Genomic DNA, 25,907 nt, shown 5'->3' with positions numbered 1-25,907 from the left:
TGAATCACGTTCTATTCACTAGTAGGACTTAAACTGATTGGTCAATGGATCATATTGATAGCCCAAACCATCAAGTTTGCCGACGACATTCTGTTCATCCATTTCATACATACTCACTAGCTCTTCAAAGCTATCACACTCTAAACGCAGTTTTTCATTCACAATGCCTAATAGAATACTGCTGTCTAGGCTTCCCACACTGCTCAATTCCATGATCACGCTCCTAGTGGATTTAGATACTTTAAGCGTAGACCGAATTTTAAGGTCATAATGTGACTTTTTGCGAAATATGATGAAAAATTTCGCAATTATCTCAAACGATAAAAAAGGCCTGTAAACCAATGGTTGCAGCCAACAACGTAAGGTTTGCAAGAGTCAGTTGTAACTTATTCGGAGACTGAGACAAAAATAGATGCCAGCACCAAATAACAATACCGATGATAAGTAGAGCAAAGCTTATTAATAAGCCTTGTGTCGCCAAAGCCAGTGACTCTTCATTGAGACTGTATGCGTGCAACAAGGTCGCCAGCACTACCAGCATACCGCTCAATACGCCAGCGACAGGTAAAATACGATGAAATGCGTCCAATCGAGAGCGAGCAATCAACAGTAACAACTGACCGAAGATCGCCCCTAATGTTCCAATATAGGCAAAATTCACAATCGATGCTGCGACTGATGGCTGCTCACTGATAACAATGCCAACGTAAGCGAGTGCAAGTCCGTTCGCTAGATAGAGCAACCATAACGGCCCTTTATCGCGGGTTTTATTGGTCTGAACCTTAGAGAAAAAATAGAATATCGCAAACACGACTAAGAAAGCTTCAATCTTAATCGAAGCTACTGCGAGCCAAAGTACACCGATCGCAGGCAGCATTTTATGCACTCTTCCTCGTTGACCTGGGCATATATCGCCTTTGACCAAAACTAGGGTTAACACTAGCTGTGCACCTAACAACATAGGCGCGAATGACATTAGAATAGACTCAACCATCTCAATTGCTTCGTAATTTGATTTTATAGGGGGCGGATCATATCAGAGTAAAAGGGTGAGTTCCTAATGGTTCTATTTCATCCATGTTCAATAACAGCGAAAAGCCCAGCAATTGGCTAATATCTCACCCATATCAACACATTTACCGTTATTTAATAGTCACAAGCTGTTTTAAAGTGTGCGAATTCCACCCTCCAAATAAGAATGAGATTCACTACCTTATTAGCATTAGTCAAAGATAAAAAACACCCAGAAAATCAAGGGGGATGTTCCACTAGCTACTCACATCACATATCGCTATAATTCCCGCCTCAAAGATCAGAGGTCAAAATATGTACAGCGATATCACTCCTATTCATCAATACAAAAAATACTGGGCCGAGTGCTACGGAACCGCACCCTTTTTGCCTACCAGTAGAAAGGAGATGGATGCTCTAGGTTGGGATAGCTGCGACATTATCATTGTCACAGGTGATGCTTATGTCGACCACCCAAGCTTCGGAATGGCTATCATCGGACGCCTTTTAGAAGCGCAAGGGTTCCGTGTTGGTATTATTGCTCAACCTAAATGGGACAATAAAGACGCGTTCATGAAGCTAGGTAAGCCAAATCTATTTTTTGGTATTACTGCGGGTAACATGGACTCGATGATCAACCGCTATACATCTGATCGTAAACTTCGCCATGATGATGCCTACACGCCAAATAATGAAGGCGGTAAACGTCCAGATCGTGCCACTTTGGTCTATTCACAGCGTTGTCGCGAAGCTTATAAAGAAGCGCCTATCGTACTCGGTGGTATTGAAGCGAGTTTGCGTCGTATCGCACACTACGATTACTGGTCTGATAAAGTCCGTCGCTCAGTGCTGTTTGATGCAAAAGCAGACATACTTCTTTTTGGTAACGCAGAACGTGCCCTTGTCGATATTGCTCACCGCTTAGCAAATGGCGAATCCATCGCGGATATGACCAATATTCGTGGTACGGCTGTTAATTTACCAGCGGAGCCGGAAGGTTTTAAAATCATTGACTCTTCTCGTATAGAAAAGCCGGGGAAAACCGCTTATGTTCCGGTTAACCCATACGAAGTTGAAACCCAGTGTGAAACAAATAAAGACGCTCAATCGTCACAAGATAAGCCTGTTGAAGTTGAAGCAAAACCGATTTATATAAGCCCTTCGCGCCACGATTCTAAAAATACAGCAATACGTTTACCTCCTTTCGAAAAGCTGAACAATGACCGAATTCTATATGCTCACGCTAGCCGTATTATGCACTTAGAAACGAATCCGCATTCTGGCCGAGCACTGATCCAACGCCACGCCAATCGCGAATTGTGGGTTAACCAAGCACCTATTCCTCTGACCACTGAAGAGATGGATTATGTGTTTGGGCTATTCTTCGCTCGAGTTCCGCACCCTATGTATCGCGGAGCTAAAATTCCAGCTTATGAGATGATCAAAACATCGATCAATATCATGCGTGGATGTTTTGGTGGCTGTTCATTCTGTTCAATTACTGAGCATGAAGGACGCATTATTCAAAACCGCTCGCAAGAGTCAATCATCAATGAGATGGAAGAGATCAGAGATAAAGTTCCAGGTTTCACAGGCACAATCTCGGATTTAGGTGGCCCTACCGCAAACATGTACCGTTTAGGCTGTTCAATACCTAAAGCAGAAGCGACTTGTCGCCGTCCTTCATGTGTCTTCCCTGTGATTTGTAATAAGCTCAATACCGATCATAAGCACACTATCGATCTTTATCGTGAAGCTCGTAAAGTGAAAGGCATAAAACGAATCATGATTGCATCTGGCGTTCGCTATGACCTTGCGATTCAATCGCCGGAATACGTGCGTGAACTGGTGACTCATCACGTTGGTGGCTATCTGAAAATTGCCCCTGAGCATACAGAGAAAGGGCCATTGGATCTGATGATGAAACCGGGCATGGGAAGCTATGACCGTTTCAAAGAGATGTTTGAGAAGTACAGTAAAGAAGCAGGTAAGAAGCAGTACCTGATTCCATACTTTATTTCGGCTCACCCAGGAACAGAAGATGAAGACATGCTTCATCTAGCTCAGTGGTTGAAGAAAAATAATTTTGAGTGTGACCAAGTACAAAACTTTTACCCATCACCGATGTGTAACGCAACGTCAATGTACTACTCAGAAACCAACCCACTGAAACGAGTGAAATATAAAAAACGCGAAGACGTCCCTGTACCTAAAGGGGAACGTCATCGTCGATTACACAAGGCTCTATTGCGCTACCATGATCCAGCAAACTGGCCGATCATTCGTGAAGCTCTGATTGAGATGGGGCAAAAACACTTAATTGGTGACAAGCCTCACTGTTTAGTGCCTGCTGAAGACTTAGAAACACAGACTCCAGCACAACGCCGTAAAACAGGGCGACATGGTGCAAACCGCTTTGCGACTAAACACTCAAAAGGTCAACCAGGATTGGGTGGTGAAAAAGAGCGTAAATCGCCAAATGGTCATTCGAAAAACAACCATTCACCAAGTAAGAATGGTAACGGTAAACCGACAGGTCAGCGTAACTCGGCAAATAATCAACAAGGTGAAAACCCAAGCCGAAGCAAGCAACGTCCTCAAGGTGCTAACCAAGCGAAAACGAATGGAAACCCACAAGGTGGAAATGCAAAACCGAAAGGAAATCGTAAGCCTAAACATCGTTAATGCTGCAAGCGGGCTCACTTCAGGTCTATAAATAATAAAAAGCGCAGAGAGATCTGCGCTTTTTTGTATCCGTAACATTAAATAACTTAAAGTTAAATTGCTAACACGAACTTGAAGCCTTGAACACCCATCGAGAACTCAATAAAAAGTTACTTATCATTCCCGCCAGTACACCTAACACTAAGGCGATATAGACATACCATCCATCGGGTCCAATCCACTCCAGGCTCAATTTAAACACCACAAAGTTAGGCACCGCAGAAATAGATGCTGCTAGAATAAATTTTTTCCATTGCTGCAAACGAGGAGCGTCTTCAACGTCACTAAATGTATAGATTCGATTTCCTAGCCAAGTCGTTGTAGCGGCACCAATGAAAGCTATAGTTCGAATCAGCATCAGATCCCAATGAAGGAATATATTCAACGTCGCAAAGATGGAGGCATCGACTATGAAGCCGATGCCTCCCACTACAGAAAACTTAATCAGTCGTTGTATCATTTTCAATCTTCATGCAGGTAAAAAGTGAACGCTTAGATACCGCGGTAAATTCCATTCTACAATTCAGCGATAAATCCTTAATAAGCGTTTCAACTGGCTCCATCTTTCCAATAAGGTAAAAGCGATCTAAGTTAAAGATCTGCTGATTCGAGGTAAACCGTTTAGCCTGCCCTTGACTATAAAACTGGCCAGAGAATGGTCGTTTACCTACATAAAAAGCAGGCGCACTGTCTTGGATTTGTTCAAAGATAACGCGATCACTTCTGCGCTCAGCTTTACCGAGATTAAGCATCAATAGTGCAATCATAAGTACTACAGGTAAAATACATGCGACCCCTGAAAACCACTTCAAATCTTTCTCTTTTATCAGCATAGCAATCATGAGACCAAGAGCGGGTATTCCTGGTAACACGTATGCAGGAAGAATATTTCCAGCCGCAGTAAAGAGTACTAATGGAGAGATCAACCAACATAATAAAAAACTAAACAGCCCATGGTGAGTGTTACCGACTTCTTTAATCATAGCTCGTCTTCGCCAAGCTAAAAACGGTAGAACAATAGACCAAGGAGCTGCTGCTTGTAGCCAGAAGACCCAAATCATCCCTTTCACTTCATCATGAGCAGAGCCGTATAGATCGCCCTCCCATCCACTGACGACGAAACGTTTAAAATGCTCCCCGACAATGAAGTAATCAATAAAACCGGGTGTTTTCAGTTCCGCTAAAATGTACCAAGGTAAAGCCACACACAGCATAGCAACTGAACCAAAGACAATTGGGAAACGACGCCAAAGCTCACGAAATCCATTCAGAAAACCATGTTGAAGTATAAGCCAAGGTAAAACTGCAATACCCATAATAACGATCGCTACGGGTCCTTTCGCCAGTAGTCCCATGGCCAGCCCTAAAAACCCGATTATTCCCCATGCAAATCCCGCTTTTGTTGCTTTGTTGTCGAGCCAGCAAAAGTAAAAACCGACCATGGCAATCGTCATCGCTAAGGTTAGTGCCATATCCGTCATAACGGCACCAGCCGCAATCGAGAAGATACCACAAGTAGCAAGCACAATACCGGAAACTAACCCACTCACACCCACTCTTCTCGCCATGTAAGCAATCAGAAGAATGGTGGCCACTCCTGCCAACCAATGCGGTGCTCTTACTGCAAATTCATTCAGCCCGAAAATTTGAATGCCGTAAGCACTCATCCATGTAAACAGCGGTGGTTTACCCCAAAAAGGAATCCCGTAATCAAATTGTGGCGTCAACCAATTGCCAGTTTCGACCATCAACCTTGCCATTTCACCGTAACGAGCTTCGGTCGTATCCATTAATGGGTAAGCGGCTAATGAAAGTAATCTGAGTAAAAGTGCAAAGCCAAGTAAAATCCAGAGGTGATTACGCTTGATGTCAACGTTCAGTTTCATGCCATCGCCTTTAAAAAAGTGGTGTGTTGTTTCGCTGGCTGTTCTGAAATTGATTGAACGAGATACAACGGCCTTGCTTTCGTTTCAATAAATATTCGACCTATGTACTCACCGAGTAACCCAATACTCAATAGTTGAATCCCACCAAGGCCAAGCATCACAACCATCATGGATGGGTAACCACTTACGGCTTCACCATACATGACTGTTTTCGTTACAATAATTGAACCGTATACAAAAGCAGTGCACGCAATCAGCGCACCAAGGACGGTCGCTATGCGTAATGGGCGGATTGAGAACGAAGTAATACCATCCATCGCTAACCCAAACAGCTTTAAATAATTCCATTTTGTTTCACCACAAAAGCGAGCATCACGTTCAAATTGCAGCGTAGATTGTTTAAAACCAGGCCATGAAAAAATGCCTTTCATATAGCGATTGCGCTCTGGTAAACGATTGATATGATCAACCACTTCACGGCTTAGTAAGCGAAAATCCCCAACATTTTCGGGCACTTTCAGCTGAGCCATTGAGTTTAAGACTCGGTAGAATGACGCAGCGGTAAAACGTTTAAACCAAGATTCCCCATGTCGATGACTGCGCTGCATATTGACCACATCAAAGCCTTTGCGCCACTCTTCCAGCATTGAAGGGATGAGCTCTGGTGGATCTTGCAGATCGGCATCAATGAGAATGACAGCAAGCCCTCGACAGTGCTCCAATCCAGCAGACATCGCCGCTTCTTTACCAAAGTTTCGACTCAGCCCTAAACTAATCACGTCGCAACCCGAAACAGGAAAGCTCTCCACTAACGCCTTACTATTATCAGAACTTCCATCATCGATATAAATTATTTCACAACGGTCATCTAAAGCATCAAGAACGGCAGTCAACCTAGAATGGCATTCAGGTAACACCTCTTGCTCATTGAAATAAGGCACAATAACCGAAAGTACTACTGGCTTGTCAAAGTAGTTTTTATGTAGTGTATTCATTCATGCAACAATCTATAAAATTGGATTTGTTTGCATTGTCTACTAGTCAATGTGGAAGATATGTCGTTGACATCTTTTTCACATCAAATCATGATCATAGGAAAGCACCTTTAAACGTAGATTTTAAAAATGAAGAAAGTACTGTTAGTTGAAGATAACCGAGAAGTCGCTGGCGTTTTATTTGATTACTTCGAATGCATTGGAATGGAACTGGATTACGCAGACAATGGCGAGCTAGGCTTACAACTGGCTCTCGAACAAAGCTTTGACATCATCATTCTTGATTTAATGCTACCGCGTATGGATGGGTTAACCGTTTGTAATCAACTGAGAGATAAAGGCAACTGCACTCCAATATTGATGTTAACCGCGCTAGATAACCGCGAAGATATGCTTAAAGGCTTTGAACATGGTGCTGATGACTACCTAACAAAACCTTTTGATTTAGACATCCTTGAAGCTCGAATGAATGCTTTAATCAATCGCTATCGTGGCAGTGTGGCAAGCACCAAAATGAGTTACGGTTCGCTGGTTATCGATCAAAAAACACATCAAGCTTACCGAGACTCCAAACGACTCTCACTAAATCCAACAACCTATACAATTCTTGAGTTATTGTGCCAACAAGCACCTGAAATTGTCACTCGCGAACAGATAGCAAACAAACTTTGGCAAGAAAACGAACCCAACAATGACGTTCTGAGAAGTCATATCTATCAATTAAGAAATCAGCTTGATAAGCCTTTTTCTTCCCCAATGTTAATTACAGTGCCAAAAGTAGGGTTTCGTTTGGAGGTAGCCAGTGATTAATACCTTTCGCTCCAGCACGAAAAGTTTAACGGGCAGGTTAGCTCTATTTTTCGCACTGCTATCGACCGTTGTCGGAGGAGTGAGTTACACCATTTTTTACAGTGCAATACATTGGTCAGAAGATAGAGTTGGCGAACGACGGATCATACTTGATCGTAACGAAGCTATTTCTCGTTATCAAGCTGGTGAAGATGGGGTCATCACCATTGATATATTAACAGATGCCTATAATGACTGGGATCTCATTCCGAAGGAGTACTTACCTTTCTTTCAAGATAAGACTTTTTTTCTAGGCGAAGTGGGTGACGATCCACATTCAAGAATGGTCTATGTAGGTGAGTTTTCAAAAAATGGCACTCAGTTTCCAATAATTCTCTTGAGTGAAATCGACAAAGTTGAACTTCAACTAGATGAAATTATTTTTTCTGTCTCTGTGGTCATGGGGCTTGTCACAACCTTGATGTTACTATTCGGCGCGCTACTATACCGACTTTCGAAACGTCTGATCGAACCAATTAATTCATTATCCAAACAACTAGAAACCAATAAAGGCAAAGTGGATCAAGCGTTTTCAATCAATAATGGCGCTGCTGTTGAGTTTAAATTGTTAGCCGATCAAATGAACCATTATCGGCATGAAATCAACTCTCTTTTGAAGCGGGAGCAGGCATTTGCACGCTACGCAAGCCATGAACTCAGAACACCACTGACTGTCGTTAGAGGCTCAAATAAACTATTGAGCCGTGGTGATAATAATGAATTTCAGACAAGACAGATCAAAAGAATCGATGATGCGGCGTATCAGATGTCAACCATGGTCGACGCCTTACTCGGTCTAGTGCGTTATGAACGTGACCATGATTCAGAGCCAATGCGAGAATTTAGTGAATCTGAACTCAAATCGATTCTTGACCAAAATTCGGAACAGGCCGTTTTAAAGCAAATAAATGTGGAATGCACCATTGAATCCTCACCTCAAATTCAAGCGACTACAGCGGTCATGAACATGATCATTGGCAATTTAGTACGAAATGCCATTGCAGCAACAAACCAAGGAGTTGTTGAAGTAAGGATGACGTCAGAATATCTAAACATTAAAGATCAAGGTGAAGGGCTAACTGAGAAGCCTTCCGCAGATGGACATGGCTTAGGCTTGCTCATTGTTGATGATTTATGTTCACGATATGGCTGGTCTTTCTCACTAAGCAACCATAAGAGCGGAGGCTGCGAAGCTGTCGTTACGTTTCCATCACTTCAAAAATCAATCCCCCTAGCCGACTCATAACTGATTATCGCTATCCGCTTATCTACATTAGCGGATAGCGGTAAATTGTATTCTATAATTATTGTTGGTTTACTCTTTAACCATACTACTAGATACTGTGCCCAACTTAGTTAAACATTTTGTTGTATGAAATTAGACAATAGCCCTATAACCCAACATCAATTTCAGAAAAGCACTTTCTTTCTTAAGCGTGATGACCAACTCCATTCCCATTTTTCAGGAAACAAAGCTCGTAAATTCATGAACATACTAGAGAGTGACTACCCTAAAGTCACCACTCTGATATCTTATGGATCTGCGCAGGCCAATTCATTCTATTCATTAGCGGCTCTGGCTCGAATAAAGGGTTGGTCTTTCGAGTTTTATGTTGATCATATTCCAGCATCGGTTAAAGCATATCCAAGAGGTAATTATCGTGGGGCGCTCGAACTTGGCGCCAATATTATTGATCTTTCCGAAGTCGCACCAGATCTGCATCCAAAATCTTATATTGAAGAGATTCGACAGCCAGCCGAAGAATGTTTGTATGTTGAAGAAGGTGGCCGATCTCCTCTCGCTGAATATGGCGTGAAGCAACTCGCAAGAGAGATACTGGGTTGGGTTCGATTTGAACCGAATCATAATTTCGTGGTTGCCCTACCTTCAGGGACGGGGACGACGGCACTCTATCTTCATAAGCATTTAAAAACACATAACATTCCTGTGATTACCTGTGCCTGTGTGGGTGGGAATGATTATCTGACAAGCCAGTTTGATGAATTAGGTGAAAGCGATCATCCAGAAATTTTGTCTCTGGATAAAAAGCACCACTTTGGCAAGCTCTATCAACAAGATTACCAAACGTGGCTAAATTTAGAGCAACAAACCGACATTGAATTCGACCTGCTCTATGACCCTCTCATGTGGCAATGCTTAGACCGATGGTGCGCAGAAAACCCAGAGAAAACCCTACTGTATATTCATCAAGGTGGGCTACTCGGTAATGAAACGATGTTGCCGCGCTATCAAAGAAAGTATCCACAACTCGCAAGCTCTATTGACAAGTAACCATGCTCACTTTAATGCTCCCTATTTGGATAAGGAGCATTCTATTAATGTTGACCCTAATTAGTTTGAGTCAATCGTGAGCAGCGCTTTATGCTCTTCAGTTTTAAGTTTTGTTTTGCTATCCATGATGAATACGCGGTTTGCTTGCACTTTATTAACCAATAGCGACGTTTTGATTGCTTTCGCTCGCTCCTGAGCCAATTCACCTAACTCTTGGTACGAGACGTCTTGTGCCGAAAGCAGTTGGTTGTATAAACTAATGGAAAGCGCTTTAGATATTTGTTCTGGCTCTGCGACTTTTTCCTGTAAAGTTAGACGCTCTTGAGCAAGATCTATTTTTAACTCTTCAACGGCTAACACTTCTAGTGCTTCTTTCAGCGGCCCAGTCTCTGGAATACGGCTCGCACTTAAATCTTCAGGAAGCCTAGCAAGACCACTTTTCTTTAATAGTTTCTGCTGTAACTCGTCTTCTGCTATTTTAGCCGAATCGTCTTTAATAGAGACGGAGCCTTCAACGCTAAGGTTTAGATTCGGCCTTGCATTGAGTGCTTTTGCGAGTAAAACAATTTTCTGTTCACCAGCCTCATTCAGCTCTGAAGTTCCCGGTTCAAATTCGACATAATCGAGCTCTTCATCACTGCCAACCATATCCGCTAATAATGAAAATGGAGCGGTAACCGCTTTCGTGATCAGGTTTTCCAAGACGGTTAAAATTGCACCGCCGAAGCTAAAGTCAGGGCTATTGACATCACCAGAGACTCCAAAACCAAGATCAATAACGCCATCCGTATCTTTCAACAACCCAATCGCAAGCGTGACAGGTAGACTCGTCGCAAGATCAGATTCACTACGTTTACCTAGCGTCAATTGATCCACAACAACGTTATTTTCGCCTTCCAAGATATTGTTTTCTAGACGGTAATTGATATCTATAGATAACTGACCTTTATCAATGTAATACCCCGCATAAAGCCCAGAATATGGACTCACCGATGTCAATTCAGCACTCTCTAATTTGAAATCCAAATCTAGATAAGGAGGCTGTGCTAGAGGGTTTACTTCTCCAAGGATGGTGACCGGTGCGTATTTATCAATTTTGCCTTTGATATCCACTTTCGCACGAGTTTGAGGATTGGATGAAATATGCTGAATACTGCCTTCTAGCATTTCAATTCCTGAAGCGAAGTTCGGAACCAATGAGTAATCAGCAAAAAAGGCAGAGCCATTTATAAACGCAATTTTATCAATATCAAGCGACAAGGTATTTTTATCACTACCTTGTTTTTCCTTAGAAGTAGAGGCTACAACCTGTGGTTCATCCGATTGAGAGGACGTTACTGAGGACGTTACTGAGGACGCTTTTTTTCCTTCTGTTTTTTGAGCTTCTGTTTTCTTACTTTCTGCTTCTACGCTCTCTTGTTTTTTCGTTATTTGACCAATATTAGTCAATCGATCTTTCGTTACAAGAACTTTAGCATACGGTTTGTTGAATAAAATAGTATCGATTTTCAACCGTTTTTTCTGCTGGTCAAAATGCAACGCTTCCAGCGACATACTCTCCCACTTAAGCAGAGGTTCTTTTTCAAGCACATCTTTTATGACTAAGTTATCTATTGAGCTTTGCCCTTGAAAAATAGCTTTACCTTTACTGTTGGCACTCAAGGAGCCTTGTGTACTGAGCGTACCGTTATCCACAATAAGGTTGAGATGCGGAGCGATGTAACGTTGAAACTGTGTCAGATCCAGCGATACAAGTTTCATTTGCGCCACAAAGTCTTCATTCATTAAGTCTGCCAAGCCTTCCACGCTGTATTGACCACGAGCTTTGGTCGGCGCTTTGTTAAACTCTGAGCCTATTGCTAAGTCAAGTTTATAATGAATAGGATCGGTTAAATCACTATTTAACGCACCCGTTTCAAAATCTAATGGAAAGATTCGCCAGTGCATATTGTCACTCACAAAACGATCTTCGAGGTTCAAATCTGCTTGTATAAGTGCAAATTTTTCCAGATGCACTCGCCATGCCGCATCTTGAGAAGTATCACTTTCTGAAGGTTCAGACGTAATGACATCCACCTGTTTTTGCTCTCGGTTAGTTGGAGTGAAATAACGAGGTAAGTCTACCCCCTTACTATTTAATGCTGCATCCCCCCATAAACCTGTAACCGATAATTTTTGAAGATCTACCTGTTTATCGGCAGTACTTATTTTAATACCATCAAGTGCCAGTTCATCCAATTTCACTTTGGGCTTACCATCATACTCAAACGCTAAATCATCGATAGAAAATCGCCCTTGATTAAGCTGAATATTGATTTGTTCTTGCAATTCACTCACAGAGAAATGTGAGTTGAAGTTAATGGCACCACGACTCAAATTAGCGCTGATGATATTTTCACTTAGCGGCCATAAGGGTGGTAACTGGATCGAAGATACCCCGATGTCGCCTTTTGCGAGTAGCGGCTGAAGTTGAAACTGCCCGTTAAATTCAATACGACTCTTATCGCTTCCAGACAGTTCTAGAACAAATTGGTTTGTCGATAGAGGCGTTGCAGCTGCACTCTTCTGCGAAGCATCAAAGACTTGGGCCTGAGTATCAAGTTCGTTTAGCTCAAAGTTAATGTCGTGATAGCCAAGCGTTACGCCTGTTTGTCTATCGTGAATGTCGATGGCAGCATTCGATAAGTTGATTCTCAGCGCTTTAAAGGGAAACACGTTTTCAACAGTCTGATTTGATTCTTCCTGCTGGATTTCAGAGGGGGTCTTTTGAGGTAAAGCCGCAATATGCTCAATAATGTCTGTAAAGTTAAACCTTGTCGACGCGCTACTTTGGCTTAATCTCGTCAGTTGAACTTGAGGCTCTATTAGAGAAAAATACTCTAATGTCGGCGTTAAGGTGATAATACTTTGCCAAAAATTAAACTGTGTTTTTAACTGCTTAAAATGAACAAAGCGATTGATTCCATCACTCTCTACGATCATGAAGTCATTAACTTCAATCCTCAGTAGAAAAGGATTCACTTTAATGTCTTGAACGCTAACATCACGCCCGATAAATTGGTGAAGCTGTTTTGGTAATTGAGACTCTATGGCAGCAGGTAAAGCTAAACCTATTAACAGTGCATAAGAAGCATAGGCCGCCACAATATAAGTACCGATTCGAATTGAACGGTGAGCCAACTTAAAACGTTTAATAGCCGCACTAAAGACACTTTTCATACCGTGATTCCTTGCCCTGGTATCCAGATTCTTGTTTATTTTTATGAAGATAGACTCTTGCCAATCAGTAGTAACAATATCTGATATCAGTTTGCTCAGCCAGTATTTAAGCCTAATACTCTGACTTAGGTATGCTTTCATCAGATCTCACACAGCATGCTATCAGCAGCTCGCTATGATAATACCAAGCGGATGAGTATAAGAGGTGTTACTGGAGACAGGTTTGCATTTCCTTACCGGCATAAAAAAAGACGCCCTAAGACGTCTTTCTTCAAAAATGTGGCGGTGAGTGAGGGAGTCGTACATTCAACCTATATAATTGAAAAATAAAGAGTTATATCAAGTCGACTTTCGGGAGTATACACTCTGTCATACATTTCATTTTTGCGAGATATATCACACAAAAATTCAATGCAAATACGAATAATATTTCATATCAATTACATTTTACTCGCACTAGGTTTTATCGAACCATCCACATGGATAATTTGTACATTGGAACCATCAATACGTCTATTTATATCTTTAAGATTGCTGATAGCAGCTTTGGTGTAACCAACATCAAGAACCAAATAAATTGCTCGCTTGCTTTTTTCTGCTTTTATATATTCTGGTAACTGTTTTAGTAGACCTTTTTTCAGCCCAGAAGTATTAGTGGATTTCTTCAGCTCAACTAAAACGCTATTTTCTCGATTCGTTCCGAACTTGAAGTCAATCGGGCCTCTTCCTGAATCGCACTCACGAGCAATCATTATGTTGTTAGCAACACAGTATGATTCAGCTATACCATAGAAGATTAGCTGTGCTGCACTTTCATGCTTCAGGGATCTATCACTGTTATACAGGAGTCTGCTCAGTCCGTTATCTTCGATGAGAGCCTTAAATCTATTGCATATTACAACAACCAGCTCTTCAACTTCGTGAATTGTTGGGCTATCACTTATCACCAACTCCAGTGGGTTTTTCTTCACCAGTTCACGTGTTGCTCGATACCAAACGTATTCTCCTGCTGGATCTTCAGAAAAATCATACTTCAAAGCAGGCTTAGCAATGTACTGAGCTATCAAGTCATCCAGTAACTCTGGATAATCTATGATCATCTTCTTAAGCTTCTCTTTACTAACGGTCTTCATTGCTTCTCGCCAAGAGTTACCAATAATTCCGTTTACTTTATTTCTAAGCTCTTGGTTATGTTTCGCTACAACATCCAGATTGTCCCAATCTAGCGCAACTGGTAAATCACGCAGTATGGATTTAGGAACAAGCAAGATGACATCACTTGTGTATGGGTTAGATGGCAATCCAGTCTGTTTGCAGTATTCAATTTCGCAATTAGGCCCAACAGGAAGATCACCAATTATCCGCTTGGTAAATGAAACAAGTTCATCTCGAATGATATTTGCGGTCATATCACTGATTCGGTCGGGTCCAAAGTCCCCTTCAAACATTCCCACCAACTCAAATAGTTCAGGATCGTCTTTACCTTTAGCAATAATCTTCTTGGCAGTAGTTAGCAGGCGCTTACGTAACTGAGGGCCGATACCAGATCCAGATGTTCCTTTCGATGAGTATCCTATACACAGACCTTTTACTTCATTCCCAGCGAGCATTTCATCTGCCTTTTTCCAAAAGACATCACCTTCAGAATCGCTTGCATGCAATATTTTGACTATCTTTTTAAAGTGTTCAGAAAATTTCTCATAACTTGCTACAAACTCTGGTATATCACAGTGTTTTAGCAAGTGTGGGTCGATAAATAACCTGGTATCCAGATCAATAATTGGGTCAAAAGCTCCGAAGCACTCTAACTGTTCGGAAGATACATCTAGTAACTCTGAAAGTGATTTGGCCATGTATGAGATTCTCCGTCACCAGGCACTACTACAGATAGTGGCTAACTTTTATACAATACCATATATAGGCAATGTCGATAGCCCTGATATTATTTTTAAACAACCATCACTCACATGGCATAAAAGCGTAGCAGATAGGAAAAAACCAATCCCGTATCTACATGCTTTACGGCTACTAACCTACCTTTTTTCAAATGACATTAACTGTGGATAAAATTTGCTTTAACTTTTCAATGTCCATCGCTGGCTTGTCTGTATGAAGCATCGCATGACAATTAGGACAAACTGGGATTAAGTCGTTGATCGGGTCGACTTGGTAGCTTTCGCCAATCGTCGCTAGCTCGACTTTATGATGGACATGGATAAAGCCCTTGCCTATCACACCGTATTTATTTTCAAAGTTAAGGTCACAGACTTGGCAGGTGGCACCATACTTTGCTATGCAAGCTGCTCTGGCTTTAGGGTTACGTTCATAAGCATTGATGGTAACTTGCTTTACCGCACCTTCCGTGAATTCTAAAGATGGGCCAGAGACTTCATCAGGGTAAACATGACTCACTGCTTGTTGTGCTAGTTTGGCTCTATATGAGTCCACCAACGCTCTAACATTATGATTCTTAACATTTGATTCAGTTAGTCGGTATTCAAGGTGCAGTTCAACGGACTGTATGATCTGTTCAAATTCAGATAAAGAAAGGTCTTCATAAAAGCGAGATAAAAAGATTTCATAGGACAAGGCACTCATCGCACGCTTGTATACTCTTCCTTCACGGAGTGCTTCAAAGATGCGCATGTAATTAGTCGCAGAAGTTTGATTCATATCCAATGAGCCAACCAGCTGCTCTAAGGCTTCATTTAGCGACACCTTTTGTAAAGCAAACAAACAACCTAGGTCATAGGCTTTCTGCAGTTGAGCTGATGTAGTCTCTTTGTTCATCATTAAAGTCCTTTTAATTTCGAGAAAATTACGGATGACAAAATATCTATGGCGTAAGGTCTAACTCACCGATTAAATCTGCTAAATATGGGGCATTTTTATTTGGTAAAAGATGTTGAATTGCAGCTGCACTAAAAGAGCTTTTACGGTTACAAAGGTTTTTTAACCTTTCCTTTGCCTCAGCTATACCATGGCGGTATTCATCATTTAAATCGGCATCATTAAGACCGAATGTTAATTTAAGAAGCATAATACTAGATTGAACATCTTTAATTGCTTGCAATCGGTGAGGTGTGATTGTTTCATGATCCAGGTTCAATAAGGTCTTAGAGAGTCTAACCTTTTCAAAACCGATAGGGTTTTCTTCATAGGTTACAGCCGATGAAGTTTGCCCCGTTTCAACCTCAAACGATAAAAGCTTCACATCATCTAAACAGCATGGGTCAAGAATTAAGTGATGAATGTAATCACAAGGAGCATCGATATCCCAGCAACGCATTGATTCATCATTGATAGGGAAGTAATCAACTTTGCCTCCTTCATCTCTTGCTCGGTTTGCAAAAATACATGCATAGCGATAATTATTTATATCGTATGCTTTCCACCAATATCCAGGGTGTTGCTGCTCACCTTGTTTTACAATTACGCCAGCAGCATCTTTGACCCTACCTTTTGGCCAATAGTGATCAATATCGAAGTCAGTCCCTATCTGAGGTGATTCTGTATACCAGCACTTTGCTCCAAATTCTGCTACAAAGGTTCTTTTTAAGGAGCTCCATTTATTACCTATAGCCTTTATTTCTGCACTCGGTTCAGCTGCACCTTTGACTCTATCGGACCACTGTTTTGATTTTTTGTCCCAGGTCTTCGTTTTACATTTTGCAAATTTAGATTTATCAATGTGCCTCATTCGAAGAGATCCTCATGTCTTTGAGAATGTTCTTAATCATCTGCTTTCGAGCTTCAACTGATGCTACTTCTTTACCGTATTCTAGGTATTTACTTCGAGCAATTAAAAACTGGCGATAGTCTTCATCAGGATGAATATAACCATATCCAAGTTGCTCAAGTTGAGTGTTGAGCTCCTCTAATCGTTCAGGGTTGCTATCTTCTGCAACTAAGTTCCTTCTTTCTCGAATGAGGTCTTGAGTACCGTTATCCAATGTTGTTAAAAGGCCGAACATATCGCTGGTTAAAATACCATTTACACTCATGCCTTTGGGGCTTTTTTTAGGGGTGTCGACGGAAATTTTTTGGCTGGCATCATTTCTTGATACAACCTGAATCTGTTCTCTATTTAACTCTGCAATAGCGAGAGGTTGGTGAGTGGTCATAATAATATGACTACCAAACCCCTCTGGAACGAATAACTCTAAAAATCTATGGTATTTTGCTGCCCAATAGGGGTTCAAGTGAGTATCAGGTTCATCGAGTAAAAATAATGCATCTCGTTTTGCCGTAAACTGAAGTAGCCCAAAGATAGTGAGTAGTTGTTGCTCACCTTCACTTAGCTCGCTAAAAACTACATTTTGATTAGATTTGGTTTGCTTTACTTGTATTTCGACTCTGTCCAGAACTCCAGATAGGTAGGTCGCTTCGAGGATTTTGAACAGATCCTCGGGACGCATATTTTTGGAAAGCTCATCTAGCTTGGATTTGCTAGGTAGGAAAAAGCTCACTACTTGCTTCTTTTTTACCCTTTTTGACAGTAAATCCGGTTGAGGTTCCTGTGTTTCAATAGGCCCAATAGAGTACTTTTTTACTAGCTCCAAAAAATCCCGTATAGCCCCTGTCGCTCCCCAGAAATCACTAGCATCATGACTCCCCCAACTAGCAGGCTTTGTTAAGTAGAATGTGGCTGATTCAAAGCTGGCTATTGATAACTCTTGTTTCAAAAATTTCGTTGCGTGTGGTACACCACGCGCGACAAAAAATGATAATAACGAAAACTGACTGTGGAAGGGTTTGGCATAAAAGAAAGGCCTAATGTTGTCTCGAATATTAGCCCCCACTTTAATGACTTGAAGATAAAAGTCTCTTCTTGAGTCAAAAAATAGTGACTCTAACCGATCACTTGGCCCCGAATAATAAGCAAAGATATTTCGAGGTAGAAAATGCGATAGGCCAGCTTTATCGCGCTTTACTATGGCAATATCGACATCTTGCCACTCAGAGATATTCCCAGGTGAATGTTCTTGAACCTTTATCTCATAGACCGATTCTCTCGATGTATCTACATTGATATCCAGCCAGGTTTCTAAACTAGCTTCACCAATTTTATACTTCATCTCGTAGGAAAATGGTGGGAGATTGCCTGTATCTAAATACTTAAATATTTGTACAATAGCCTCAATGATATTTGACTTCCCAGTGCCATTTTGACCTATGATGACTGTACGGTTCTCATCATCTGAAAACCGTATCCCAACACCTTTAAGGTTTTTAAACTCTGAATTTATTTTTAAGTATTGTAGTTTCATTATTTAATGAAAAACCCTGTTATTCCATCAACTGTTTTTTCTTCAATCTTATTATCACGAATTAGTTCACTTATCTCATTAAAAACTTCAGTCAGCGATAAATCAGGTGTTAGCTTGTTGAAAATATCCTGAGGGTTATGTGCAACGCCATCAGCAATGAGAGATTGAACAGGACTCAGGTTTCTATTAATGGTGGCGCTATGACTTTCTTTAGTTACTACTTTCTTAGCTCTGATCTTATTGGAAGGCTTTTTCTTTGCGGCTTTGCTTGCTAACGCAAGGGCTTCACGTTCGGCTTTAATGCGCTTAAGCAGAGCTTCGGCGCTGTTTTCACCGGTTATCAATTCAGGATTAGCGGCGCGCCAGTCAGCAGTCAGTTCTCCTCTGAAGACTTTGGCAAGTATCGACTGGGTGAGGTTATTAACACGGTCTTGCGCAAGGTTTACCTGTACTCCGACTTTATCGGCAAAGGTGAACAGTTCTTCGACTCGACGGACAATCTCGGTTTGTTGTGAAAGCTTTGGTACTTCAATGCGTACTGACATTATATGTTTGGAACCAACATTACCTTGATTTACACCACCTGTTTCACCTTCAAAAAACTGGTCACGAAATAAATTAGACCTAATAAATATATTTAGAAACGCAGGATCAATCTCTGTACGTGTAGGGACCAATCTTCCTACACGCTGATTAATTAAAATATCTTCTTCATCGCCAACTAAACAGCCAAAACCATAGTCTTTTTTAAACCTAGTACCTGTCATGCTAATCAGTGTATCTCCTTTTTTAGGAGAGAATTTCAAAAAGTCATTCGCAATATCATCCGAAACATAAGCAGGCGAGTTTTCTATAAATAAGTGACCATCTCTAATATTACCCAATTTAATTACTTGCCATTTATCAAGTTTTGTAAACCAGCCACTTTTAAAAGCAAAGCCATTTTGAAAGCTTGCTACATCTGATAACTTTTTAGATTGTGAAGTTAACTCTTCTGTCAATTTGCCACTAACTGCGGCGGATAGGACGGATTGGCGGAAAGATTTTAAGATAGCAGGAATGGCATCAAGGCGAGCTTTAGTGCTTTCTACTTGCGCCAATAGCTCATCCAACTTGTCTGCAATGATTTTTTGCTCAGCTAGTGGCGGGAGGTTAATTTTATAATCTTCGACGAACTTCTTAGGAACCCTTCGTAGACCTACTGCACCAGTCATGTTTTCAGCACCAGTTTGCAAAAAATCATAACTCTTGATTACAGCAAAAATATAATTAACGGAGATATCTTTGATTGCAGGGCGCAAAACATAAAATTCGGTACTACCTGCACCGATATCATTAGGCAGCTCTTTAACGATTGCTGCTTTTCCGTTTTCAAAGCAAGGGGTTACCTTGGCAAAAATCACATCACCAGTTGCGAAGTGAGTGTAGCCTTTTTTAATTTTATCCCACTGTCGTTCTTCGTAATTCAAAGTGCCATTGAAATCCGTAGGTGCAAGTGCCATAGGCACAAAACCCGCCACTTGATCCTCTAAATCTTTGTGTTTTGGATTGACGGTAACAACTTCAGATAAAGAAGTTTTTACCCACCCATCAGGAATCACTTGACTCATCCTTTCACCCCACCCGCTAATGACGCAGCCAGAGCTTCAAGATCCGCTAATGCGCCCTTCAGTTCCGTCATGGCTTCACCTGCGAGTTCCTCAGGGGTGCCTAATGTTGTGGCATCGACGCTGTTGGCATCTTTCAGCCAGCTAATATCTAGCGAGTCACCTTTGCTGTCACGGATATATTCACGAGAGAAACAGCGCCAACGACTACAAGTTAGGTTATCGTCAACACCTTGGTTTACCGCTGACTTTTCTGCTTCAACCTCTTCTGCATTGAATGACCACTCCCCTTCCTTACGCTCTGTAAGTGGCAGGTTATAAACAGCTTCAAATGGCTTTAGATGTTGCTCACCAAACGGGGTGCGCTTGCCAAAGTTGGGCATATTAGTACGTAGGTCATAGACCCAAGTGTTGATGGTGCAGTTTTCTTCTTGGTTCTTATCTTTGGCTGAGCCTTTAGTGAAGAACAGCACGTTGGTCTTCACGCCCGCGGCATAAAAGATACCGGTAGGTAAACGCAAAATAGTGTGCAGGTTGCACTTATTCATCAGATCCGTACGGATCTCGGTACCACGACCTGTTTCAAATAAGACGTTGTCAGGCAACACTACCGCCGCGCGGCCACCCGCTTTTAAGTTTCGGTAGATATGCTGTAAGAATGCCAACTGCTTATTAGTCGTGGGATAAGTTAGGTCTTTGCGCGTGATTGACGCATCGCCGCCTTTGCTAGTACCAAAAGGTGGATTAGCGAGGATAATATCGGACTTGGGTAGAGCGGTCCCCACTTCACCGAGAGAGTTACCTAGGTGCACGACACCTTCGTCGTCCCCTTCCATACCGTGTAGTAAACAGTTCATTAACGCTAAACGACGAGTAGATGGTACCAACTCAACACCAACAAAGGCGTGATTTTTTTGGAATGCTTGTTGTTTCCCGGTTAAATCAAACAGCTCATCTGTTTGGCCTTTAATATAACGGTCGGCCGCTATCAAGAAACCTGCGGTTCCTGCTGCGGGATCTTGAATCACTTCACCAGCCTGTGGGTTAATCACTCGCACCATCGAGTCGATCAGCGCACGAGGAGTGAAGTACTGACCTGCGCCTGATTTAGTCTCGTTGGCGTTCTTCTCTAGCAAGCCTTCATACAAGTCACCCAAGCCATCTTTTTGCGCACTGAACCAGTCAATAGAATCGAGTGACTTTATCAGCTGCTTTAAGTGGCGAGGCTCACGCAGGCGCGTTTGAGCATCAGCATAGATAGCCAAAATAAGTGGATCTGTAACAATTATTTTCTCGATGGTCTTTTCTGGGTCTTCAGGGTCTATTTCACGACGCTTACCTGTAGATAGTGCCATCAAGATATTTTTATAGTCATTCAATAAATTGATGCCATCTTTGTCGCTTAAGTCACTCCAGCGGCAGCCTTCTGGCAAGGTATGCTTGTTGAGTAGCCCTGCCTCGGTGTTCTCATGCACCATCTTAATGAACAGCAGCAAGACGAGCTCGGTAACGTAATCGGAATAGTTAATGCCATCGTCGCGCAATACATCACAGAGATTCCACAGCTTTTGGACGATGTAGCTATTGTTTAATTTACTTGAAGTGCTCATTTTATATTCTCAATTACTTAACTATGTTTCGATAGCCGCTCGTCGTTTTAACTCTTATCTGAATTCATTCACAACGAAGCGGGTAAACGTTCATTTACTGCAAATAATGCAAACCGTGACTGGTTAATGTCGTCATTCTACGGTCTACTTTTACTTTCGTGAGAAAGCCATATGTAACCATCGTTCTAACTTCTAGGTTGGTTACTTAGTTACTTGATTACCGTAATGCGGCTGATGCCGAAATCTTGCACAACCAAATTAATGTTTGCCGTATAGGTAACTAAAGATGCCGCTAAACAGCTCGAATCTCAACGTCGTTCTAGCTCAGGTAGATGCTCGATTATACGCATTGGCCGATGTATTGTAATTTGGTTTTCTAAACGTATTACGGTGTTTTTGCTTAGAAAACCATCAACCACTCTGCATAGCAGTAGAACTGCGATAAAAAGCCCTATAATTACTCACTAACCCGCTTGCCAAAGGTACTCATTCAGCTCATCAAGTATTGTATCGAGCTGGTCATCAAGCACACTGTTAAAGCGTTTCGCGCCACCCTGATCGGCAAAGCGGTGGTTAACGAAAGACTTATCGATCACCGCCTCATGGACCAACTGTTTAGCCAGACGTTCTAACCATTTGCGCTGATTAGGGTTCCAATTATGTTCACTGTAGATGCGTTGCATAGCATTAGTAACGCGTTGCTCAAACGGCACTAATGCCTCATTGATGGCGGCTTGCCTGATATAACCGATAATACTAGCGGCGATACCTTGGTTGGTATTTTTGCGCCATGCGCTTTTCAGATGGGCTTCGTTGTAACCGGCTTCATCGAGCAATAGCTTCACTTCTTTGAGTTGCTCGCGAGTGAGATCCTTAGGGCGATTGACGACAACCGATAATGCCGCCGATTGGTTGATATTTTGTCTGATAAACTGATTGAAGCTATCTAAGTAATCCGCTGGTTTTTCGTGGACGCCATAGGTTTGCTCACGACCGAGAAATTCATCTTTACCTTCATAGATCACCGGCATTTTGTCGCTTCCTGCGAGAAAACGTACTTCCGCCAGCTGACTAATTAGGCCTTGATGTTGCTTGAAAAATTGCGCAGCTTGTTTTGGCCCTATTTGATGAAGATGCTGATGGAGTTTGTCAGGTGCAACGCCCCATATTCCCTCAAGTTGATCTAACTTGGTTCTTAGCGCTGGTTTGTTCTCCGCTTTTTTAACGGCTTTGCGCATTACTCGCATGACTTTTTGCGTCAACTGATTCAACACATCATTAGCGTGGCTTGTACCAGCTTGCTCTAAGTAGGCATCATCGCTGATCTCATCCACCAGCTGCTCTAAGGTGATATTCGGATCTTTGACAATCGGTTTCATGGTGTTAACAGCTTCAAGTGCAATGTAGAGATCAACCGGATCATAGATTTTGAAGACCGTCTTACCTATTTCGTCACAGCGACGTGTCGCACGGCCCATCATCTGCTCGTACAGAATGCGCGACTTTACACGACGTAAGAACACTAGGTGGCAGATTTTAGGAACATCGATACCAGTAGTAAGTAGATCGACTGTCACGGCAATATTGGGGTAGCGCTCATTTTTATATTGGCGAATCAGCTGATCGACCTTATCGCTTTTTCCGGTAATTTTTGCAACGGCAGCCTGATTATAATCGCAACCATATATCTTGTTAAAAGCACTATCTAGCGCGGTTTTAACCATATCCGCATGCAGATCTGTGGTGCAGAATATGAGTGTTTTTTCATCGCCAAACGGGTCAAGTTCATTAACAAGCTGGTCGCAGATAACGTCATTAAACCCTTTGGTTATAACGCGGCGATTAAAAGATTCAACATCAAATTTAAGCTCATCGGCTAAGTCGGCTGATTCAACCTCTCCGGTTTGAGTATTAATCGCGGAGACGGTTGCGCCTTTCTCAAACTTAATGCCATTTTTGCTCAGTAGCGTTTCATAGCGAATCGGCGGTTCATGATCGATAAGCCAATCTTCCGCTACCGCTTCACGGTAAGTATAGGTATAGACCGGCTTACCGAAAATCTCGCTGGTGTGTTTGGCAGGAGTAGCCGTAAGGCCTATACGAACTGCATCAAAGTAATCGAGTACACGGCGATAGCTTGAGAGGTACTGGTTCGCATCACGGTGAGCAAGTTCTCCTTCTGTCATCTGCTGATCGAGTGCATAGCCCCTATGCGCCTCATCGACAATAATGCAATCAAACTGATCAAGTGCTGGTGGCGTATCAGACATAAAGATCCGCTTCACCATCGCTTGTACAGTGGCAACTTGGATGCGGGTTTCTGCTTCGCTGCTCATATCACCTAATTCGGCAATATTGTAGATAGAGGATAACGTTTTGTTCTGTTCTAGCTTTGCTTCATCGAAGGAGTCGCAGGCTTGATTGCCTAACGCGGTTCTATCGACTAAAAACAAAATACGTTTAAAGCGTTCGGCCTTAAGAAAGCGGTACATCAAGCCGATAATGGTTCGGGTTTTACCGGTACCAGTTGCCATCGCCAATAGGCATTGAGTTTTATCTTCCTCGAGGGCAGATTCTACCGCCACAATCGCTTTTTGCTGATAATCACGCAAGCCTAAGTAATCGAAACCCTCTTGCTGAAGCAACTTTTCTGCTTCATCTCTACTGCGCTTTAATTTATCGATAAGACCGTCAGGGGAGTGAAATTGCTGTAGCGGTCTTTTAGCATTGCTTGCTTTACGGGTATCGCGGAACCAAGTTCCAGAAAGCTCAGCTAGCTGTTTATTGAAAGATCGCCCATTGCAAGAGTAGACAAAAGGAATGTGGTAATGCCCCTCTTCCTCATCAGCCCAAGCTATGGTTCGGTTCTCTAAGTCCCATGCACCTTTTTGAGGTGAGTTGAGCTTATAACCTTTGGAGTAACGCTCTGCTTGAGAGACTTTGCCTGCAACATTGATGTTTTCTTGCTTAGCTTCAACCACGGCGATAGGAGTTAAACCACAAAACAGTACATAATCAGCACGGCCACTTTTTCCTTGATGTTTAGTTGGCCATTCAGCTATTGCGAGGTTTTTACCTTTTTCTGGTCTTACCCCTTTTCGATAATCTAAAACTTCTGAATCAGCTTCCCAGCCAGCATCGATAAGCTGTTGATCGATGAGGATGCGAGTAAGCTCTTCATTAAGAGTAAAGCGACTACTGGCAGTATTAGTGCGCTTATTTACATCTTTACGCTGCGCTTTAATCGCTTTGAGTGTTTCCTCTGTTTGCTCGGCTAACTGCTTTTGAAGCTTTGTAAGCTTGTTGTCAAATTCAGCTTTTTGTTTCGCTAGTGCCTGCTCATGCGATTTTGCCTGAACAGCCAGCTCTCTCGCCTCTACATCCATCTGTTCAGCAAGTACCGCGAATTCTTCTTTTTCTTGTTCAAGCAGAGAAGTGAGCTGCTGATTAGATTCTAGTTGTTCATTATTTTCGAGCAATTGGCTTTTAAGCTGTTGTATTTGAGTTTGTAGCTCAGTTAATTGCTTACTAGGGTCTTGAGGGATAACAAACTCACCCACTTTGAAATTGACGCCTTGCCTGCCAAAGGCTCGGTGGTACCAGATAGCAATATCACGAGCGACACGAAGACCAGACAATGCCGGTTTATGCTCGGTTTTAAACTGATGTACTGCTTGGTTACCCGCTTTACGCAGCCCATGGAACAGGCTGATAATTTGTGGCTCAAGACGTAGTTCACGGTTAATTCGAAAGAGGAGATCTGCTTGATTAGTTTTTTCGTCAAATTCAATGCTACAGCGCATCGCTAGGTCTTGTGCGATTGCTTCGGCAAACTGGCGCAGCTTAACCAATGTGGTATTGGGATCGCTAGAGAAAGCGCGTTCAGCACTTTGTGCTAGTTGCAGGAAGATGGGGTCATGTAACTCTAAAAAATAAAAATTACTTTGAATTCCATTCTCACCAACTTTAGACTTAGACATCACTGCTCCACGTGCATTTATTGATAACTATCAAACAACTACAAAGAAAACTGTTAATGATAGATACTAATTTGAAACTGACATCAAGTCAGTACTTATTTAACCTTCAAAAAACTCTTCATCGATTCGTTTGATATAAAACACTTGCTCGTCCCGGCTACCAATGTTGTAGCGAAGCATCAATTTTGCTAACTCTTTACCGTTGATTAGCACTATGCGCATACCTAGGTCTTTCGCTGTCTGAGTTGCTGATGAGGTAAACTCTGATGTGGTGATGAAAATACCTTTTTGTGCTTTCTTCAGATTAAGTGCTCCAAAGAAGTCTCGGATTTCACCTGCGCCAACATTGTTACCGTCAGCATAGACATAATGACCCCCACGAGGTGCTAGCCTCCAATTTCGTGGGTTAGCTTAAAGCCAGAGCCATAATTAGTGTGTCAAACAGCTAAATTTGGAGACTAGC

At 42.1% G+C, this 25,907-nt stretch carries 17 protein-coding genes and 1 pseudogene; 4 read left to right on the top strand and 14 right to left on the bottom strand.

Features of this window, described 5'->3' with window-relative positions:
• Positions 1-18: 18 nt before the first annotated feature.
• Together F0249_RS08645 and F0249_RS08640 are read right to left on the bottom strand one after the other, a co-directional pair.
• Complete coding sequence (locus tag F0249_RS08645) at positions 19-213, bottom strand: DUF4250 domain-containing protein (RefSeq protein WP_017051996.1); 195 nt, start codon at positions 211-213, stop codon at positions 19-21.
• A gap of 100 nt (positions 214-313) precedes the next feature.
• Complete coding sequence (locus tag F0249_RS08640) at positions 314-994, bottom strand: hypothetical protein (protein WP_171756418.1); 681 nt, start codon at positions 992-994, stop codon at positions 314-316.
• A gap of 332 nt (positions 995-1,326) precedes the next feature.
• On the opposite strand from F0249_RS08640, the gene F0249_RS08635 reads away from it, so the two are divergent.
• Positions 1,327-3,696, top strand: a complete 2,370-nt coding sequence (locus tag F0249_RS08635; protein ID WP_171756417.1) for a YgiQ family radical SAM protein — start codon at positions 1,327-1,329, stop codon at positions 3,694-3,696.
• A 100-nt stretch (positions 3,697-3,796) separates the two neighbouring features.
• Here the strand turns inward: F0249_RS08635 and F0249_RS08630 are convergent, their stop codons facing one another.
• From F0249_RS08630 to F0249_RS08620, 3 genes are read right to left on the bottom strand one after another with little or no spacing between them, the layout of a single operon-like run.
• Positions 3,797-4,195 carry a GtrA family protein gene (locus tag F0249_RS08630; RefSeq protein WP_171756416.1) on the bottom strand — a complete coding sequence of 133 codons (399 nt, stop codon included), beginning with the start codon at positions 4,193-4,195 and terminating at the stop codon, positions 3,797-3,799.
• Positions 4,176-5,621 (bottom strand): glycosyltransferase family 39 protein, encoded by a 1,446-nt coding sequence (locus F0249_RS08625; protein ID WP_171756415.1) that lies wholly within the window; start codon positions 5,619-5,621, stop codon positions 4,176-4,178. Before F0249_RS08625 ends, F0249_RS08630 begins: the two co-directional genes overlap by 20 nt.
• Positions 5,618-6,616 (bottom strand): glycosyltransferase family 2 protein, encoded by a 999-nt coding sequence (locus F0249_RS08620; RefSeq protein WP_171756414.1) that lies wholly within the window; start codon positions 6,614-6,616, stop codon positions 5,618-5,620. The genes F0249_RS08625 and F0249_RS08620 overlap by 4 nt, the downstream gene beginning before the upstream one ends.
• A 129-nt stretch (positions 6,617-6,745) precedes the next feature.
• Here F0249_RS08620 and F0249_RS08615 point away from each other — a divergent pair, with 129 nt between their 5' ends.
• From F0249_RS08615 to F0249_RS08605, 3 genes are all read left to right on the top strand, one after another.
• Positions 6,746-7,426, top strand: a complete 681-nt coding sequence (locus F0249_RS08615) for a response regulator transcription factor (protein ID WP_171756413.1) — start codon at positions 6,746-6,748, stop codon at positions 7,424-7,426.
• Positions 7,419-8,711, top strand: a complete 1,293-nt coding sequence (locus tag F0249_RS08610; RefSeq protein WP_171756412.1) for a histidine kinase dimerization/phospho-acceptor domain-containing protein — start codon at positions 7,419-7,421, stop codon at positions 8,709-8,711. Before F0249_RS08615 ends, F0249_RS08610 begins: the two co-directional genes overlap by 8 nt.
• A 126-nt stretch (positions 8,712-8,837) precedes the next feature.
• Complete coding sequence (locus F0249_RS08605; RefSeq protein ID WP_171756411.1) at positions 8,838-9,758, top strand: 1-aminocyclopropane-1-carboxylate deaminase/D-cysteine desulfhydrase; 921 nt, start codon at positions 8,838-8,840, stop codon at positions 9,756-9,758.
• Positions 9,759-9,818: 60 nt separating this feature from the next.
• On the opposite strand, the gene F0249_RS08600 is transcribed toward F0249_RS08605, so the two are convergent.
• The 9 genes and pseudogenes from F0249_RS08600 to F0249_RS08560 form a co-directional block, all read right to left on the bottom strand.
• Positions 9,819-12,977, bottom strand: coding sequence for a DUF748 domain-containing protein (locus F0249_RS08600; RefSeq protein ID WP_171756410.1), 3,159 nt, complete (start codon positions 12,975-12,977; stop codon positions 9,819-9,821).
• Positions 12,978-13,417: 440 nt separating this feature from the next.
• Positions 13,418-14,830 carry a hypothetical protein gene (locus F0249_RS08595; RefSeq protein WP_171756409.1) on the bottom strand — a complete coding sequence of 471 codons (1,413 nt, stop codon included), beginning with the start codon at positions 14,828-14,830 and terminating at the stop codon, positions 13,418-13,420.
• 190 nt (positions 14,831-15,020) lie between these two features.
• A complete protein-coding gene (locus F0249_RS08590; protein ID WP_171756408.1) occupies positions 15,021-15,770 on the bottom strand; it encodes an HNH endonuclease in 750 nt (249 codons plus the stop codon).
• Between the two features lie 43 nt (positions 15,771-15,813).
• Positions 15,814-16,677 carry a hypothetical protein gene (locus F0249_RS08585; protein WP_171756407.1) on the bottom strand — a complete coding sequence of 288 codons (864 nt, stop codon included), beginning with the start codon at positions 16,675-16,677 and terminating at the stop codon, positions 15,814-15,816.
• Complete coding sequence (locus F0249_RS08580; protein WP_171756406.1) at positions 16,664-18,247, bottom strand: ATP-binding protein; 1,584 nt, start codon at positions 18,245-18,247, stop codon at positions 16,664-16,666. The genes F0249_RS08585 and F0249_RS08580 overlap by 14 nt, the downstream gene beginning before the upstream one ends.
• Entirely contained in the window at positions 18,247-19,857 is a 1,611-nt protein-coding gene (locus F0249_RS08575; RefSeq protein ID WP_171756405.1) for a restriction endonuclease subunit S, read from the bottom strand. Before F0249_RS08575 ends, F0249_RS08580 begins: the two co-directional genes overlap by 1 nt.
• Positions 19,854-21,464: an N-6 DNA methylase gene (locus F0249_RS08570; protein WP_171756404.1), complete on the bottom strand. Its 1,611-nt coding sequence runs from the start codon at positions 21,462-21,464 to the stop codon at positions 19,854-19,856. The genes F0249_RS08575 and F0249_RS08570 overlap by 4 nt, the downstream gene beginning before the upstream one ends.
• Positions 21,465-21,928: 464 nt before the next feature.
• Entirely contained in the window at positions 21,929-25,444 is a 3,516-nt protein-coding gene (gene hsdR / locus F0249_RS08565) for a type I restriction-modification system endonuclease (protein ID WP_171756403.1), read from the bottom strand.
• Between the two features lie 99 nt (positions 25,445-25,543).
• Positions 25,544-25,807: pseudogene (locus tag F0249_RS08560) on the bottom strand (restriction endonuclease); the annotation flags it as partial.
• Between the last annotated feature and the right edge of the window lie 100 nt (positions 25,808-25,907).

The sequence above is a fragment of the Vibrio sp. 03-59-1 genome, from assembly GCF_013114135.1.
In the GTDB taxonomy this organism is placed as follows: Bacteria; Pseudomonadota; Gammaproteobacteria; order Enterobacterales; family Vibrionaceae; genus Vibrio; species Vibrio cortegadensis.
The sequence above is the reverse complement of the archived record's forward strand: the minus strand, read 5'-3'. Positions and strand labels throughout refer to the sequence as shown.